This is a genomic window from Bradyrhizobium sp. 62, from assembly GCF_023073035.1.
GTDB lineage: Bacteria > Pseudomonadota > Alphaproteobacteria > Rhizobiales > Xanthobacteraceae > Bradyrhizobium.
On record NZ_JADPIT010000031.1, the window covers coordinates 180,039 to 197,825 of the forward strand.

At 58.8% G+C, this 17,787-nt stretch carries 11 protein-coding genes; 9 read left to right on the plus strand and 2 right to left on the minus strand.

Annotation, left to right across the window (positions count from 1 at the left end; genetic code table 11):
* Nucleotides 1-377 precede the first annotated feature (377 nt).
* The 9 genes from IVB47_RS28875 to IVB47_RS28915 all read left to right on the plus strand — a co-directional run bounded on the left by IVB47_RS28875 (nt 378) and on the right by IVB47_RS28915 (nt 15,557).
* A complete protein-coding gene (locus IVB47_RS28875) occupies nt 378-1,463 on the plus strand; it encodes a glycosyltransferase family 1 protein (protein ID WP_247466633.1) in 1,086 nt (361 codons plus the stop codon).
* A 222-nt stretch (nt 1,464-1,685) separates the two neighbouring features.
* The gene (locus IVB47_RS28880) at nt 1,686-2,867 is read left to right on the plus strand and encodes a glycosyltransferase (RefSeq protein ID WP_247466380.1); all 1,182 of its coding nucleotides are present in this window, start codon (nt 1,686-1,688) and stop codon (nt 2,865-2,867) included.
* A gap of 22 nt (nt 2,868-2,889) precedes the next feature.
* Nucleotides 2,890-4,245 carry a glycoside hydrolase family 5 protein gene (locus tag IVB47_RS28885; protein WP_247466383.1) on the plus strand — a complete coding sequence of 452 codons (1,356 nt, stop codon included), beginning with the start codon at nt 2,890-2,892 and terminating at the stop codon, nt 4,243-4,245.
* 28 nt (nt 4,246-4,273) lie between these two features.
* The gene (locus IVB47_RS28890; protein WP_247466387.1) at nt 4,274-5,548 is read left to right on the plus strand and encodes a glycosyltransferase family 4 protein; all 1,275 of its coding nucleotides are present in this window, start codon (nt 4,274-4,276) and stop codon (nt 5,546-5,548) included.
* Nucleotides 5,545-6,933, plus strand: coding sequence for a hypothetical protein (locus tag IVB47_RS28895; RefSeq protein ID WP_247466390.1), 1,389 nt, complete (start codon nt 5,545-5,547; stop codon nt 6,931-6,933). The genes IVB47_RS28890 and IVB47_RS28895 overlap by 4 nt, the downstream gene beginning before the upstream one ends.
* A gap of 514 nt (nt 6,934-7,447) precedes the next feature.
* Nucleotides 7,448-11,359, plus strand: a complete 3,912-nt coding sequence (locus tag IVB47_RS28900) for an RHS repeat protein (protein ID WP_247466393.1) — start codon at nt 7,448-7,450, stop codon at nt 11,357-11,359.
* Nucleotides 11,360-11,649: 290 nt separating this feature from the next.
* Nucleotides 11,650-12,792: an acyltransferase gene (locus IVB47_RS28905; RefSeq protein WP_247466396.1), complete on the plus strand. Its 1,143-nt coding sequence runs from the start codon at nt 11,650-11,652 to the stop codon at nt 12,790-12,792.
* Nucleotides 12,793-12,824: 32 nt separating this feature from the next.
* Nucleotides 12,825-14,330, plus strand: coding sequence for a lipopolysaccharide biosynthesis protein (locus IVB47_RS28910; RefSeq protein ID WP_247466399.1), 1,506 nt, complete (start codon nt 12,825-12,827; stop codon nt 14,328-14,330).
* Nucleotides 14,331-14,420: 90 nt separating this feature from the next.
* Nucleotides 14,421-15,557, plus strand: coding sequence for a glycosyltransferase family 4 protein (locus IVB47_RS28915; protein ID WP_247466403.1), 1,137 nt, complete (start codon nt 14,421-14,423; stop codon nt 15,555-15,557).
* Nucleotides 15,558-15,572: 15 nt separating this feature from the next.
* On the opposite strand, the gene IVB47_RS28920 is transcribed toward IVB47_RS28915, so the two are convergent.
* On the minus strand, nt 15,573-16,667 hold the full coding sequence (locus IVB47_RS28920; protein ID WP_247466406.1) for an acyltransferase: 1,095 nt from the start codon (nt 16,665-16,667) through the stop codon (nt 15,573-15,575).
* On the minus strand, nt 16,664-17,770 hold the full coding sequence (locus tag IVB47_RS28925) for an acyltransferase (RefSeq protein WP_247466409.1): 1,107 nt from the start codon (nt 17,768-17,770) through the stop codon (nt 16,664-16,666). The genes IVB47_RS28920 and IVB47_RS28925 overlap by 4 nt, the downstream gene beginning before the upstream one ends.
* Nucleotides 17,771-17,787: the final 17 nt, after the last annotated feature.

A 17,787-nucleotide genomic window follows, 5' to 3' on the forward strand; every position in this document is an offset into this window, starting at 1 on the left:
TAAACTCCGTTGTTCGTCCTCAGATACCGCATTGCCAGACTGAACCGGTAGAGGCAAGGGTTCAGCATTGGAGAACATCCCCCTCGCATCGGCAAGCTTAATGCCAGGCGCTTCGGATGTCAGCCATCCCAAGTTAACCAGACGGGGACGTCCCTTGCCGGTCGACGCAACATCAGACGCGCGTCCACAAAGGCTCCCGCCTGCCCGCCAAGTCTTTCAACAAGTGTTCCTGGGAGCATCAAACGAACAGCGCGATCATGCGATCGATATCGTCATAATTCCGTGCCTTCAGGCTGCTTCTTTCCGTGCTCACATTTGGTCCGAAAGCACACATCGCGATCACGCTTTGTGGCATCGGCAACCCGAACGGCACACAATTGAAACTTTTCATCAACGGCCGCTTTCTCTCGCAAAAACTGACCGGCGTTCAGCGTTATGCCGCCGAACTGGTCAAAGCGATCGATGTCTTGCTTGCGTCCGACCAATTGCCCGCTGCCCTCAGAGGAGCAGAGTGGCAATTGCTCGTGCCGAGCGAGACGAGCGAAACGATCAATCTCACTTGCATCAAGATTCGCAAGATAGGACGGTTGAGCGGACATGCCTGGGATCAGATTGAACTTGCGCGCGCCGCCGCTGGAGGTCGCCTGATCAGTCTGGCCAATGCCGGACCTGTGTTTCATCGCGATCATATCGTCGTCATCCACGACGCACAGGTCTTCCGCCGGCCCGATTTCTTCAATTGGCGCTATCTGGCCGTCCACCGAACGATGGGTCGGCTGCTTGCACGCCGGGCCACGATCGCGACCGTATCGGCCTTTTCTCGCAATGAACTGGCTGCAATGCTTGGCCTGTCGAAAACGGACATTCCGATATTCCCCAACAGCGCGGAGCATTTCGCGTCCACAACGCCTGATCCCGGTATTCTCGACCGACTAGGGCTTCAGCCGGGAAAATATTTTCTCTTTGTCGGCTCCAGAACCAAGAACAAGAATCTTGCCGTTGCAATTGAGGCCGCGCGGCTACTCGAACGAAAAGACGTTCCGCTCGTCATTGTCGGCGGAGATAACAGCAAGGTATTTCAAGACAATCTGGGCGAGAGCGAATCGGGCCTGCTTCTGGCAGGACGCCTGGCGGACGGGGAGATTGCAGCTCTGTATGCACACGCCCTGGCGTTTGTCTTTCCCTCTCTATACGAGGGCTTTGGTGTCCCGCCACTGGAAGCCATGATCTTCGGCTGTCCGGTCATCGCCTCCACGGCTGACGCGGTGATGGAAACGTGCGGCGAAGCAGCTGCTTATTTTTCCGCCAACGATGCTCGAGCGCTGCAACAGCTTATGCTCGAAAGGTTGGCAGTTGGCGCAATCTCTGATCAGGAGCGCAGAAAGCAACAGGATCGTCTTGCATTATACTCGTGGCAAGACTCGGCGCGAGCATTGCTGGGTTTTCTCGCATCGCGAGCATAGCGAGGCGCCGCCGGTTTGGCGGAAGCGCTCAAATTTTGCGCGCAGTTGCTCGAGCACGACGCCGACGGCGGTTCGGCATCCAGCGAGTTCCATACGCACGTTCGACTTCGAAGGAAGCGAGCTTCAACATCGCGGCGCAACAACACCACACCGCTGCCTAAATCTCGCTATGGATTGGATGGAATGTGATCGCATCCGTTGATGCTCAATTAAGGATGCGCCATGTCGATCTTCCCAACTCAATCCTCCGCAAGGCAGGCGGTGAAGGTGCTGCATGTCGCAGAAACCATCCGGGGTGGGATAGCGAGCTACCTGAACGAATTGCATCCGCAGCAGCAAGCGAGCTTCGGCGCGGAGAACGTGCACTATGTTGTGCCATCGGATCATCGCCACGACCTCGTCGGAATCGATGATAGCCAGATCACAACCTTCGACAGATCGGGCCGCAGCATCGCCGGACTGTTTCAGATGCTGCGGGCGAGCATGCAGGCGCTCGACGCCTTCAAGCCTGACGTGATGCATCTCCATTCGTCGTTTGCCGGACTCGTTCTCAGGCCCGCGTTGGCCGCTCGTTCTGAAGGTCCTCGCGTCGTCTATTGCCCGCATGGCTGGGCATTCTCGCGAGAAACCGGCCGCCTGAGCCATCTGGCGGCAAAAGCTGCAGAGACTCTTCTGGCCCGCACGTCGGATCGTATCATCTGCATTTCCGGCGATGAATTCAATGAAGCGGTCCGGGCGGGAATTCCGACTGACCGTCTGACCCTGGTGCACAATGGCATCTCCAAGAGCCGCCCGCTGCCGCACGGCGTTGCGACGAATTGGACTTCAAAGAAGGCCAAGGTCCTTTTCATCGGTCGGCTTGATCGACAGAAGGGCTTCGATCTCCTGATCGAGGCCGCACGATCCCTCGAAGACGTCCTGGATGTTCGCATTGTCGGCGCCTCCGTCGTCAACAAGTTCGACGGAGCTGCGGTTCCCGCCAACGTCTCGCTGCTAGGCTGGCTGGATCGTCAGCAAATCGAGACTCAGCTGGAGGCGGCCGATCTCGTCGTCATCCCGTCACGATGGGAGGCCTTCGGCCTCGTCGCTCTGGAAGCGATGCGCGCGGCCAAGCCCATCCTGGCCTTCCACAGCGGAGCGCTCCCTGAAATCGTCGTTGACGGCGTCACCGGCGTGCTTTGCGAACCTGTCGCCGTTCAACCTCTCATCGACGGCTTCCGACGGATGCTCGATCTGGATCTCAAGGTCCTGGGTCAACGCGGCTACGATCGCTTCAAGCAGTTTTATGACGTCCAGAAGACACACCGCCAGTTGCATCAGGTCTATGTCGAACTCCTCGACGACAACAAAAGCGGAGTCGAGCAGAACGTGGCGCTGCAATCGGACCTCTCGAAGCCTTTTTGAGGTGAGTTGCGGCAGGCGAGACATGATGACGAGTATGATCCAGGCGATGGCAGGCCACCGCACCTTGGGTCGCAACCGGCTGCTCTGGATCGCGAGCGTCATCGCGTCTGTTTGTCTGTCGGTCCCGGTATGCGCTCAACAGGCTCAAACGCTTGAGAGCAGATTCCTGTTGGGTATCGGCACCCATCAGGGACTGGGAGGGCCGGTCAGTTCGCGAGGCTACGTGCCCTCCGTGAACGTCGGTCAGATCAAGCAATTGGGCTTTAACGCCTTCCGCGATGATTTTCCCTGGTCTGATTTCGAATTGCCTGGCCGTCGGATGGGCTTCACGCCGCGATTGGGCAGGCTCGACGCGCAGGTTCAGTCCGGCATCGCCCGGCCGCTCCTCATCCTTGCATTCGGTCATCACCTCGTTCCGAACTCGTCACCCCCGACGACGGACGAAGCCCGGCAGCGGTTCGCGGACTATGCGGCAGCGGCCGCGCGATCAGTAGCGCCGCAGCGCCCGATCTTCGAACTCTGGAACGAGTGGAATCTGGCAGCCAAGAAGGACCCTTCATTCTCAGCCGAGAACTACCTGGCCTTGGCGAAGGCAGCGCGCCCGGCAGTCAAGCAGGCGGTGCCGGATGCGCCTTTCCTGGTAGGGGCGCTCGGCGACGACCCGGGCTGGACATGGACGCAGAAGATGCTGCAGACCGGCATTCTGCAGTACGCTGACGGCGCTTCGATCCATCTCTACAATTTCTGCATGGGGCCGGCCAAGCGCACGTCCGCCGAAATCATCGACCGGCTCACGGCGTTTCACCGGCTCGTCGGTCAGGCCAGCGGAAACCCGGACTTTCCGATCTATGTGACCGAGTCCGGCTGGACCACGGCCAGCAACAAGTGCGGCGTCAGCGAACAGGCTCAGGCCGACAACACGGCGCAGCTCATTCTGTGGGCCTCGACTGCGACACGCTGGCTCAAGGGACTCTGGCTATATGAGCTCAAGGACAGTGGAAAGAATCCGTCCGAGCTGGAGGACAATCTTGGGCTCTATCGTTTCGACAATTCGGCAAAGCCGGCCGCCTGTGCGGCCCAGGGTGCTTGGGCCTTCATTCGCTCCAGCTTGAGTGCCGAACGGCGTGAGCTCGCCAGCGGCGTCGTGTCGATCGGTGCATCGACAACGTCTGGCGGCAGAATAGCCGTCTGGTCCGAGGCGCCAGACCGAAACTACGAGGTCCGGCTCAAGGGCGATCAGCAAGCAAGTTTTGCAACGCCATGCGACCCGACCGCGAGGCCAGCCTCCGGGATATGGATACCCGTTTCGAGCACACCGGTCCTGATTGCGGCCAACAACAGTGCCATTCCCGCTCTGGAGATTCGGAAAGGGCGGTAGATTTGATTGCAGACATGAGGTTGACGCGATGAAAGTTCTTTTGACATCCACGCTCTATCCGACCCCTCAGGCGCCAAAGATCGTCGGCGGCGCAGAAATCTTCGCGCGACGTTTCGCCGAAGGGCTGGTGCAACGCGGCGACGAGGTGGAAGTGATCCGCGCCGCATCCGCACCGGAGCAGGCTCGCGAAAGCTGTAACGGCATCAACGTCTATTCCGCTCCGGTGCAGAACGTCTATCTGCCGTTCGCCGAACAGAAGAACGTCGCCTTGCGCAGCATCTGGCATGCGGTCGACGACTGGCAGCTCCAGGCGCCACTAATCGCCGAGCGCATCGGCGCTTTCAAGCCCGACGTGCTGCACTCCAACAACTTGTCGGGCCTCACCACCGCGGTCTGGCGGGTTGCCGCACGGCTCGGCGTTCCGGTGCTTCATACGCTTCACGATTATTATCTGACTTGTCCGCGATGCTCTCGCTTCGACAACGGACGGTCGTGCGAGCGTACTTGTACGAGCTGCGGAATTTTGACCTATCATCGCAAACGCGCCACGCATTGGCTCAGCGCCGTGGTCGGCGTGAGCGAGCGCGTCCTGTCCATTCATACCGACCTGGGCATGTTCGCCGAGACGCCAATTCGCACCGTGATCCGCAACGCCTCGACCGAGCCGCCGCATGCGCCCTCACCCCGTCCTATCTGTACGACGGAGGTGACGTTCGGGTTCATCGGGCGCCTCACGGAGGAAAAGGGCATCGATAACCTGATGCGCGCGCTTGCCCTGCTCCCCCGCGACCGCATTCGCATGATGATCGCCGGCCGTGTCAGTGACGAGGAACAACGACGTCTCAGGACTCTCGCGCCGGATGCGCGAATCGAGTTCATGGGCTTTGTGTCGCCGGACGACTTCTACAGGCAGGTCGACGTGGTGGTTGCCCCATCGATCTGGCACGATCCCGGTCCACTGGTTGTCGCTGACGCCAAGGCCGCCGGCCGTCCGCTGCTCGGAACGCGCTTCGGTGGCATGCCCGAGGTGATCGAAGAGGGAGTGACGGGCTGGCTGACCGAAGCCGATCCAAAATCCCTGACCAAGAGCATGCTCGCCGTCGCGGCCGACCCGCACAAGATCGACGAAATCAGCAGGCGCCTCATCGCCGATACCAACAAGTGGATCTTTTCCGACGTGCTGTCGTCGTACAAGAACCTGTATGAGCAACTGCGCGAGCAACGGATGTCGCGTGTGCACACGCCGGGAGCCGAGGCGTCGCAAGCACCGGCGGTCGGCAAGGAGCGCCTCATTCCGAGATGACACGCCTGTTCGCGTTCGCGGGCTATTTCTATCAGAGCGCCGCGGCGATCGTCCTGATCTTCGCGATCAGCCATCTGTTGCCCGCTGCCGATTACACCAATTTTTCGTTCGCACTGGCCTCGAGCCAACTGCTCTGCGTCCTGATGTTCGAGTGGCTGCAGCTCGCCGGACTGCGCTTTCTGGCGGCAGCCGGGGCGAACGATGTGGCTCGACTGAGGTGGTCGCTCTTTGCAGCGGGCCTGTCGAGTGCGGGCGCCCTCGTCGTGATCGGAAGCTGCGCATCTCTGACGAGCGGGCTGCCGACCGGGATCATCGCGCTGGGCTTGGCCATATCCGTGCTTCAGGGGTTGACGGATCTTTATTTCCTGTCGGTCCGCCTCTCCGACCGACTCGGGACCGCCTCGATTCTTCTTGCTCTGCGCGCCACCGCGCTTCTGACCGGAGCCGCCTCGGGAGCAGCGATCGCGGGAACGGCGGAAGCGGCGCTGCTTGGTATTGCGTCGGGGCATACGCTCGGCCTTCTCGCCGGCCTCGTCGCCTATCGCACGCCTCTGGAGCGCGTTCCGTTGCGGACGATGCTTGCCGACTGGCGAGATTTCTCCCGCTACGGCATGCTCGCGGCTGGCGCGTCCGTGATCCATTTGTCGGTGCCGGTGCTGCTCAGGGTCATCATCGTCGGCCGGCTGGGCGCGACCGGGGCCGGCGCCGGATTTTCGATTGCGCTCGATCTGCTGCAACGTCCGTTCTGGGTTCTCAACGCCGCGATCCACACCGTAAGCTACCCCGAGGTGGTCAATGACTTCGAACATGGAGGCGTCGCAAAATCCGTTCAGTCGGCGCGACGGATGTTCGAATTCATGATCTGCACGACTCTCGTGCTGCTCGGCGGGCTTGTCGGCTTTATTCCGGACGCAGCCCGTATTCTGGTGCCGCAGGCGAGCCTGGAGGGCTTCCGGGAGACGGCTCCCGCGGTCGCTGCATTCTATTTCCTGCATACTCATCTGCAGGCGACCATCGCGGTCGTGCCCCACCTGGAAAAGCTCGCCACCAGGCTTGTCATCGTTGCGGCCGGCCAGCTCGCGAGCGTTGCGGCCTGCTCGCTGGCCGCGGTGTCGGCCGGCCTGTCGCCGCGAGGGGCGGTGAACTGTGCCTCGGTTGCCACGCTCGCAACCATTCTGGTGGCGCTCGGCCCTACCTTGCGGTTTGAGGCGTTCCCGCGCTGGTCATTGGTGATGCAGGCGCTGGTGGCCGCAATCGTGATCGGATCACTCGGCGCGATCCCGACCGAGCCGGCGTGGCTCGCCGGCAAGATCGCGATTGCCGCGGTCACGACGGTAATCATCGGGTGGCGCGGCGATTTTCTCATGCTGGCCCGGCGCAGCTAATTCACGCAGAGGCCGGTTCCACACGCGGAACCGCAGAGGTCTTTCAGCACTCACAACCACTGCGATAATACCTTGTTTTACTCGCATCCGCACCTAGCACCCAGCATCTGCAACGCCACTGTGCACTCGAACAAACCGCGGGCCCGTAGAAAGACGGGGATGAAGATGCGATAGGACGAGGCGCGCCGTTTCTTCATCGAATTTTCCGATTCTCGAACGGGCGCAAGCCGCACGGCATCTCACTTTTCTATTCTCCGCGTCATCGATTCGCTCAGCCGCCGGGTACGTTCGCCGCCGGCCAATTGAGAAATCTTGAAAGCGCCTTCCTGAGGCCATCGTGCCCCGGCACATCGCGTTGATATTCTGCTGCACCAAGGCGATTCGTTCCTTCACAAGGAACCTCACTTCGCTCGCGAATTGTAGCTTCGATTTTTATCTGAAGTTCACACTCGACAGAGAAGGTTGAACGCAATCCCTGCGAGCAATTTCGTTCGCGCTGAAAATCGAGTGTGCAATGTCGTCAGATCAGACCGTCCTGTCCGCCAGCGGCTTCATCAACTCCATCGGCGTCAACACTCATGCCGGCTTTGGATGGACCGACTACAACAACCTCGCGATGATGACCGATGACCTGAAATATCTCGGTGTCACCCATCTTCGCGACGGGATGGGGACCAGCCCGGCCGCGCAACCGGTCGTCGAAGGTCTGGCGGCTGCCGGCTACAAATTCGACTTTCTGGTTTCGTCCGCCTTGCCTCAGCTCGGCACATCAGGACTTCAGAGCTATATCGTCTCACTGGAAAAGTTCGAGGCCAGCCATCCCGGCAGCATCAGCGCCATCGAGGGGCTCAACGAGGCCAATCACCAGCCCTTCAGCTACAACGGCGGCTCGAGCCTCACCGCTGCCGCTCAATTCCAGAGCGCGCTCTATAACGCGGTCAAGGGAGACGTTGGGCTTTCCAGCATCCCCGTCTTAAATCTATCCCTCGCCTATAACGATCCCCAGGGCTACAACCAGCTCGGCAACATGTCAGGCTCGGTCGACTTCGCCAACGCGCACGCCTATGTCAGCACCAGCGATGCGGCCAGCAGCTCTCTTGCGGCAACATTGAGCGCGGTCTCAACCGCAGCACCGGGAAAGCCGGTCGTTATTACGGAGACCGGCTATACCACGCAGGCCAATACCCAATATCTCGGCGTCGACGAGACGGTGCAGGCAAAATCCATCCTAAATACGCTTGTCGACGCCTACAAGGCCGGCGTGAGCGCGACCTATTTGTACGAATTGTTCGACCGGGACTCGTCTGCAAGCAACACCGATCCCGAAGCCAATTTCGGGCTGTTCAACTCGGACGGAACGCCAAAGCTCGCCGCGACGGCTATCCACAACTTGACCACCATTCTGGCTGATGACGGCAAGGGCGGCCAGCAGCCGACTGATCCACTGAACTACACGCTGAGCAACATGCCGGCTTCGGGCAGCAGCATGGTGCTCGGCAAGAGCAATGGGGCTTACGAGCTCGTCCTCTGGGCGGAGCCGAAGCTCTGGAATGACGGCACCGATTCGGAGGTGTCCAATCCGGCCCAAACTGTCACTTTGAACCTCGGCGCCGTGCATCATTCGGTGAAAGTCTATGACACGTTGACGGGACCTTCGGCCATTGCGAGCTACTCCGACGTCTCCGCCATCACGATCCCGGTCAGCGATCACCCGCTAATCATCGAGATCGATGCGCCTGCAACGACCACGCCCCCGCCGAGCACTGCAACCAATGTCACCGGCACCGGCGCCGAGATCGTGCCGCAGCTGTCCGACCTCAGCATATCGGCGACGCTGAAGACCATTACGTTGAGCGACACGCACGTCCTGCCGGTCGCCTCTCAAGCCACGATGGACTACATGATCTCCCACTATGGGAGTGCGCTGTCCAAGATCCAAGGCGGATATTCGTTCTCAGTGACGACCTCGGCGCCTGGCTGGACCAACACCACGAGTTATGATGCGGGCGGCACGCTTGTGTCGACTTCCGACACCGGACTGACCAGCGGTGGCGCACCCATTTCCACCACCGTCCTCTATACGGACGGATCCCAGGATCTGATTGGCTATGCTGCGGGTTTGCGCAGCACTTTCGTGCATATTGCTGCCAATGGCACCCGAACCACCGATGGCTATGACGCGGCCGGCCATCGGACCAGTGAAGTCGTCCAGAAGACCGACGGGTACTATTCGACGACGGTTTACAGCAATGGGGTGCAATCGGCCGCTTATGTTCTGAATGCCGATCGCACACAGGACAACTCCAGCTTCAATATCACCGGTCAGACCTTCACCACGCAGATTCAGCATCTGAACGCATCTGGCAAAGTCACTTCGGTGACCCGCACCCATGCTGACGGATCGCTTGATTCGACCCAGCTGATCAACGCGGACGGCAGCAGCACGATTACGCTTTACAGCGCCTCAGGAGTTAAGCTCGTCGAAACGGACTATCATGCCGACCAGAGCAAGGACGTCTACACGTATAACATTACTGGTCAAAACTACACGACGGAACACGATGCATATGACGCCAGCGGCTTCCTGGCGACGCTCGTGCGCAGCCATGCGGACGGCAGCCTCGCTTTTCAGCTGGTCCAATCGTCCACTGGGGCCAAAATAACCGACTGGTACGACGCTGCCGGTACACTCAGCACGGAGGTGATGCAAAAGGCGGATGGATACTACTCGACCACTGTTTACACTAACGGCGTCAAGACCGCGGCCTACGTTGTGAATGCGGATCACACGCAAGACAATTACAGCTACAACGTGACGGGACAGAGCTTTACGACCCAGCTCCAGCATCTGGATACTGCCGGGAAGGTTGTTTCGGTGGTCCGAACCCACGCCGACGGCTCGCTCGATTCCACTCAGCAGACCAATAGCGACGGGAGCGTCGTCATCACCAACTACAGCTCAAAGGGCGACAAGCTGGTCGAGACCGACTTTCATGCCGACCAAAGCAAGGACGTCTTTACGTACAACATCGCAGGGCAAAATTATGAGACCGAGCATGCTTCCTATGATGCAACCGGTTTCCTCACAGCGCTCGTCCGCAACCATGCCGATGGCAGCTTGGCCTTCAAATTGTTACAAGGAAGCGGTGGCAACAAAACCACAGACTGGTACGACGCCGCGGGCGTCTTGACCAACGAAGTCGTGCAAAAGGCGAACGGTTATAGCTCCACCACGGTTTACAGCCAGGGTTCCAAGCTCGCCGCCTACATCACCAACACCGACCAGAGTCACGACAACTACAGCTACAATATTGCAGGTCAAAGCTATACGACGCAGCACCAGCACCTCGACGCATCCGGGAAAGTCACGGAAGTGGATCGAACCCACGCCGACGGGACACTGGACTTTGTCCAGATCGTCAATCCCGACGGGAGCAGTGTCATCACCAACTACAATGCCGCAGGCGTCAAGACCACCGAGACCGATACCCACGCGGACAGTTCAAAGGACGTCTTTCTCTACAGCGTGGTCGGCCAGATCTACACAAGTGAGCATGACACCTACGACAGCACGGGCTTTCTCACGAACATCGTTCGAACTCATGCCGACGGAACCCTGGCATTCACGCTCACCCAGTCACCGAACGGCACCAGCACTTCGGATTGGTATAGTGGCTCGGGGACTCTCACTACCGAAGGAGTGCAGAAGGCGGACGGTTACAGCTCCACCACCGTCTTTACAAACGGCGTGAAGTCGGACTCGTACATCACCAACGCCGATCACACGAGCGACAACTGGAGCTACAACATCTCCGGTCAGAGTTACACGACGCAGCATCAACACCTTGATGCATCCGGAAATATCGTATCGATCGCCAGGACTCACGCGGACGGCAGCTTGGATTACACCCAAGTAGTCAATGGCGACGGCAGCAAGCTGACCGACACCTATGACGGCTCCGGCACGAAGACGCAGGAGGTCGCCAACAATGTTGACGGATCGAGGGATGTCCTCCTGTTCAACTTCAACGGACAGCAGGGAGTGACCCAGCACGAGCACTACAATGCCGTCAACGCACTGCAATTCTTCGACGATATCAAGCCGGACGGCACCCACAATGCAACAGCGGTTTCCGCCGGAGTGACAATCCAAGGCGGCAACGGGAGCGACTTCTTTTCGGCCGCGCCGGCTTCTACCTCCATTGTCTACGATCATGGCCACGATCAGATCATCAACTTCAATGCCGGCGATGCTGCCAATCACGACATCATCCAACTCTCCAAGCTGCTGGCGCCTGATTACGCCCACCTCCAAATGACGCAAGCGGGCACGGACGTGACAATCACACTATCGGTGGCCGACTCAATTGTGATCAAGAACACCAGCGTCGCGAGCCTAACCAGCCACGATTTTCTGTTCGTCTGAGGCTGGCCAAAGACGGCAGATTTCTGTCAGCAATTTGGCCGTCTTGAGCGGGCCGGGAACTATGTTCCCGGCCCGCATCAGCACGTTGGTAAATCGGTGTCCAATTGTTGGGCGCTTGCTGCCCAGCGCGGCAGCCCCAGCGCGATGAACGATCTTTCGTTTTGCTCAGTGCGTCACTAGCGTCCTCTGCGCAGTGCGGACGAATACTTCTTGCTGGGAGCTTCTCAACGCCGTCGTACGAACTTGCGTCACATTCGCGCTTTAGAAGACAGGTTGGTCCCACGAGCTCGATGGCCGACATGGAAAGTAATGAACCGCGACGATTTGTAGTGCTGGATTTCTACAGGTTCGTTGCCGCACTAGGCGTCTTTATCTTTCACCTCAAGACCATCGACACCGGCATCTCCCCTGCCTGGAACGGTTCTTTCGGCCTGTTCGTCGACATGTTCTTCATCCTCTCTGGCTTCGTCATTGCCTATTCGTACCCATCGACCTCAACGGACGCCGGATCATATTTTCGCTTCATGGTCCGCCGGATAGCGCGCATCTATCCCTTGCACCTTCTGGTGCTGCTCGTCTTTGGCTTGCTTTTTCTGATGGGAATCAAGGGTGCCACGCCGCGGTCGAACGGGCCGGACTTCATCTACAATCTGTTTTTGGTTCAGGCCTGGGGTATCACCGATCATTTGAGCTTCAACTCGCCGGCTTGGTCCATCAGCGCGGAACTGTTCTGCTACCTCGTTTTCCCGGTTCTGATCTACCTCGCAGCGTCAGTTCGGCCGGTGGTGCTGGCTCTGATCGTTGCTCTGTCTTATGGAATTCTTGCGCATGGTCATCTGCCCATATGGCATGACCGGTCGCAGATGTATGGAGCCAACTTCGATTACGGAATGCTCCGGGCTTTACCTAGCTTCCTGAACGGAGTTCTTCTCGCCGTTCTGTTTCGTCTGTCCGGCAATTATCGCAGGAAGCCCGTGATCGTCGGTGGCATCGTGCTGTTCCTGGTCGCGGTTCTTGTTCTTAACGTCTACGCGAAGCCCGATCTCGCGATCATTCTATTCTCTTTGGCCCTCCTATTTACGGCTGTCGGCGAGAGCGCATTCGTGCGGTTCCCCGGCTCTGAATGGCTCGGTCCCCTGGGCAACACGTCTTATGCGATCTACATGCTCCATGAGCTGCTGATCATCGTTCTGTTTGAACCGGCTTGGCGCCACTTTGGCCTCCAACCGGCCGCATTCCCGCTCTTCGTGGCGATTTGCTGCGTCGTTCTCACGATTGCGGCAGGTCTCACCTACGCGTACGTTGAAAATCCGACGCGCAGGTTGATCAATCGGCTTGCGCCACCGCTGCCCCGAACGTTGATCGCACCAGAAATTTCTGAAGGGAACGTCGTGGAAGTTGGCGAAAGCTTGCGGGCTGCCACCGGGCGATAGGTGCCCGTTCCCACGAAACCAAGGACATCGGATTGACGGACCTCAACCCCAGCTTTTCTGAAGAAGCACATGCCCAGAAGGTGCGGAACGGCGCATTGGCTGCGATCGCCACCCAAGCGGTGCGAGTGGGCACACAGGCCGGGTCCGTGGTCGTGCTTTCACGGCTGCTCACCCCTGTCGATTTCGGCATCTATGCGATGGCTTCGCCAATACTCGCATTTGCGGTGCTGTTCCAAGACCTCGGGCTCGGACACGCGACCGTGCAGAAGGATTCCCTTAGCCAGACCGATCTGAGTTCGCTGTTCTGGGTGAATCTCTCGGTCGGCACGATGCTCGCTCTTGCGCTCATTGCAATCTCTCCCCTTGTGGGGCTCTTCTACAATGAGCCGAAGCTCGCTGCGTTGACGGCAGGGATGAGCCTTACTCTGCTGCTCAGCGGTGCCGACGTTCAGCATCTGTCGCTTCTGACCCGACAGATGAGATTTTGGACGCTTGCAGCGCTAGAATCTGCAGCCGCCGTGGCTGGATTCGTCGCCGCGATTGTAATCGCCTCAGTCTACCACAATTACTGGGCGATCCTGGCAGGGAGTCTGGTGTCCGGCATAATTTTGGCAAGTGGCGCTTGGCTGACGTCGGGATGGCGGCCCTCGCGACCCGGATCGATCCGACAGGCCCGTGGAATGCTCACCTTCGGATTGGGAGTCACCGGCTTCAACTTTGCTGAGTTTATCTCACGGAACGCCGATAGCGTACTGATTGGAAAACTCTGTGGGGCGGCCTCGCTCGGTGCCTATAATCGCGCCTACCGGCTGCTGCTGTTTCCACTTCAGCAAGTCACGAATCCAATGATAAGGGTTATGCTGCCGACGCTATCCAGCCTCACCCAGGATCCCGACCGCTACCGTCAGTCATTTCGGCGGGCGGTTTTCCCCGCCCTCCTCGCAGTGGCACCCGGCGTCGCCTTTATGATCTCGAGCGCGGACATCCTGGTCACCACCCTTTTGGGAGGCCAATGGGCTGAAGTGACACCTATCTTTGTCGGTTTGAGCATCGCCGGTCTCCTGCAAACGATGAACAGTCCGGCGAGCTGGCTGTTTCTCAGCCAAGGACGTACGCGGGAGTATATGTGGTGGGGGTTTTTCAGCGCAGGGACATCTCTCGTTTCCTTCTTGTGCGGCTTGCCGTTTGGACCGGTCGGAGTTGCAACGGCATACTCGGTTAGCGAGTGTCTCCGGACGCCGATACTCTGGTGGGTGATAGGCCGAAACGGTCCGGTCGGTCATGCTGATGTTGCAAGAGTTATCCTGCCGCATCTTGCTGCGGCGATCGCATCGATCGTCGGGGCCTCTTTCCTGCATCACTGGTTGACAGGTCACTCTTCCGGGACGCTGGTCACTTTGGCGGCATGCTGCAGCCTGTCCTACGCTCTCGCAGTCCTTGTCCTCTCGCTATTTCCTGCCGGTCGTCGGGAAATCAAACGCTATTCATCGCTCGGTTTGGCTAGGACAAGGGCGGGTGTCAGCTTAGCGAGCAACTGACGCTCTGCATCTGATTGTATATTTTGCGCCATCATCAGGCCTTGACGATATGATCCTCTCGGAAAGGCCAGGTATTACTTGGAGACTAATGTGCACGGGAAGGCTGCCACGAAAAGACGCCGCCTGCGCGTCGCCATTTACGCTCCGCACTTTGCCGAATATTCCTACCGCTTGGCGTCGGGATTAGCCCGACATTGTGACGTTCGGCTCGTCCTCAATCGCAAGGACGCGAACCAACAGTGGGAACTGGCAAACATTGCCGTGACGGATCCCTTTGAAACGCGAATCCGGGACCTAAGCCTGCGCCGTGCAGGCGTGATTGGAATTCCGGCATCATTCATTGACGTCATTTCGTTTCGTCCTGACGTCATTCATTGTCACGAGGTGCCGGAAATTTACACGTCCAAGCTGATTCAGTTCCTGCGTCCGCTTGGAATCCCCCTGATGCTGACCGTTCATGATGCAATTCCTCATTCGGAAGGCGGCTCCGGCACATCTCCGCGCGAGGATGGCTGGCGCGGACGCATGCGCGCGGCCGCCTCCGTGGTAACGACGCATGGCGAAAGCTGCGTCGCCGACTTCCGCCGCGCCTCACCAGATTTCGGAGGAGATGTTGTATCCGGCATGCATGGCGTGCTCATGGTCCCACCTGTGCGGGGGACTGTCATCGACCCCGAGCCTGCGCGCATTCTGTTCTTTGGACGAATGTGGGCGTATAAGGGCCTCGACGTCTTCGTCGATGCCATCGATATGCTGGCCCAGCGCGGCGTGCCGCATGAGGCGATCGTGGCAGGTCGCGGTCCTGAAATGACACGGCTCGGAGCCCGCATGACGGCGATGCCGACCATCAAGATGATCAACGCCTACATCACCCCCCAGGAGACTGGAAGGTTATTTCAGTCCGCGACCGCGGTCGCCCTGCCCTATAAGGATGCGTCCCAAAGCGGCGTGCTTGCGTCCGCCTACGGGAACTCCCGTCCCGTTGTCGCCAGCGCAACCGGCGGCATTCCAGATGTAGTCAAGGACGGCGTCAACGGACTCCTGGTCTCTCCCGGAGACGCTGTTGCGTTGGCAGACGCCCTCGAACGCCTGCTGACGTCGAAGTCACTTACTGCTGCGCTTACTGAAGGCGCACGGCAGACGGCGGTCGGTCCGTTGAACTGGGACCATATCGCCGAGAGGCTATTGTCGTCCTACTACAAAGTCGCCGGTAGCCCAGTGCACTGATGGTGGCGGTCTCGTTTAGGCGGATTGCTCGACCTTGTGGAGCGGGCGAAACATAAGCCAGCGTACTACACCTTCCAGAAGCCGCCTCAGCCTGACTTCGATCAGCTCAAAGCTAATCGCGCTCACCAGCAAGGACATGGCCAAGCCGAGCACGATAAATGCGCTCCAAAGCAGCCAGCGGTTGACGCCCAAGGCAACGAGCTTCAGACCGGCCATTTGCAGCGGAAACAGCACAAAGGGATGAACGAGATAGAGGCTGTAACTGATTTTCCCGACATACTGCAGGGCTGGAGTGCTCAAAGCTTTGCTGAGGCCCGATCCGGGGGCCAGCACCATCCCGAATAGCAGAAGCCCCGGAACAAGCCCTACGAAGGGGTGAAACAGCACCAGGCTTGCATAAAGCGCGGCGCCACAGATCAGGCCCGCGATCAGCCCGATAGGCCCAGGAGAGCGGATGCGCAAATCCGTGGCGCCGAACAGCATACCGATGCAGAAGAACGCAGTGATCGGCCAGTGCAGCAGGCAAGCGAGGCCCAACAGGATGAACGGCGCGGCCATGATCCTGCCTCCGAACCGCAATACTGCGAATGTCGAGGCAAACCAAATGTAAAATGCCCACTCGTAAGTCAATGTCCAGGCATTCTGTTGCGCAATGGGCAAGCCGAGCGCATCCTGCACGAAGAAAATATTTGCTGTGAAGATTGCGACATAGCTAGTCAGGTCGATGCCGCGGAAAAACTTGTAGCCGACAATTGGCCCGATTGTGAACAGGGCGAGATGCAGCACAACAAATACAGGCATGATGCGCAGGACACGGTCGTAGAAGAACCGCGGCAGCGACCGATGCCGCACAAGGGTCGCGGGAATCAGAAAGCCGCTGATCATGAAAAACAGCTCGACTCCGTGGCCGCCGACATTGATCACCGACTGCAGCCAGGGCCAGATTGGTGGCAGGAAGCCGGGATTCGGGATGTCGTACATGCCTCCCTTCGGCATGTCATAGAAGTGATCCATCAGCACACTTAACGCCGCAACGGCACGCAGCCCTTGGACGGACGGAACGAACGACGTGCCGCCGCCGGCGTCAGGGGAGCAAGCCAACTCAGTCACTCTGCGGCTCCTTGCGTACTAAGCGCGGGTTCGAGAACAGCGGGTCGCCGGCGTCCCGAACGGAACTTATGACCAAAGGAAATGCTGGGCTTCTCGATCATAGAGAACGTCACCCAACTCACCGGAATCGACAACGCCAGGATCACACCGAGAAACGCCATCCACCCCAATGGACCGTCACCAGCCCAGAAGAAGCGATGGAGCAACACGATGACGAACGGCGACATCAGGTAGACGGAATAGCTGATCACACCCACAAACGCCATCGGCCGCCAGGCCATCCTCTCGCCGAAGGCGGCAAAGGCGATGAAGACAAGGGCTGCACAGATGTAGGCAGACGCGATCCCATAGCTGTAGAAAAAATTTTCCTGGTAGACGCCGCCGAATCGCCTCTCAGAAAGCGCCATAGCAAAAACAGCGTAGACCGCGGTACTCGCCGCCACATGGATCCAACGCAGCTTTCCACCGACGACTGTGTCGCGAATGATCTTGCCCAGAAACATTGCTGATAGGTTCAGCCCAACCTCCATCAGTGATGAGACTGTCCTGTTCTCGATCAGAATGGCGGCCGCAGTGCCGACCAGCGCAGCAGAGACCACGATCGCGACGGCCGTAAGGCGCCGGTCCAACAACCCCATGGCGAACAAAATGGTGCACCCAGCATAGAAGAGCAGCTCGATAGCAAGCGTCCAATAGAAGATCCAGAGGTTTGGAACGTTCACAAACGTCTGCATCATTGTGATGTTCGTGATGAGCTGGGACGTCGGATACACTTTCGACTCCACCAGCAACATCGTCAAAAGCCCGATCAGGATTGATGTCCAGTAGGCCGGGTAGAGCCGAAAGAAGCGACTAACCACGAAATCCCGCACTGGATGCTCGGTCTGCGGAAAACTGAATGGAATTACAAAGCCGCTGACAAAGAAAAAAAGCACTACGCCGAACCGGCCGAAGTTCATGTAGTACCCGATGGCGTCGTGGAATAGCCAATAGTAGGCCCCGGTCGGATGGTTTTGCACGATTGCTTCGAGTGCGTGCTGCAGCAGCACTGCCAGTACGGCAATGCCGCGCAGAGTATCGATAAATGCAAGCCGCTTGTGCATCAAGATTTCACCCGTCC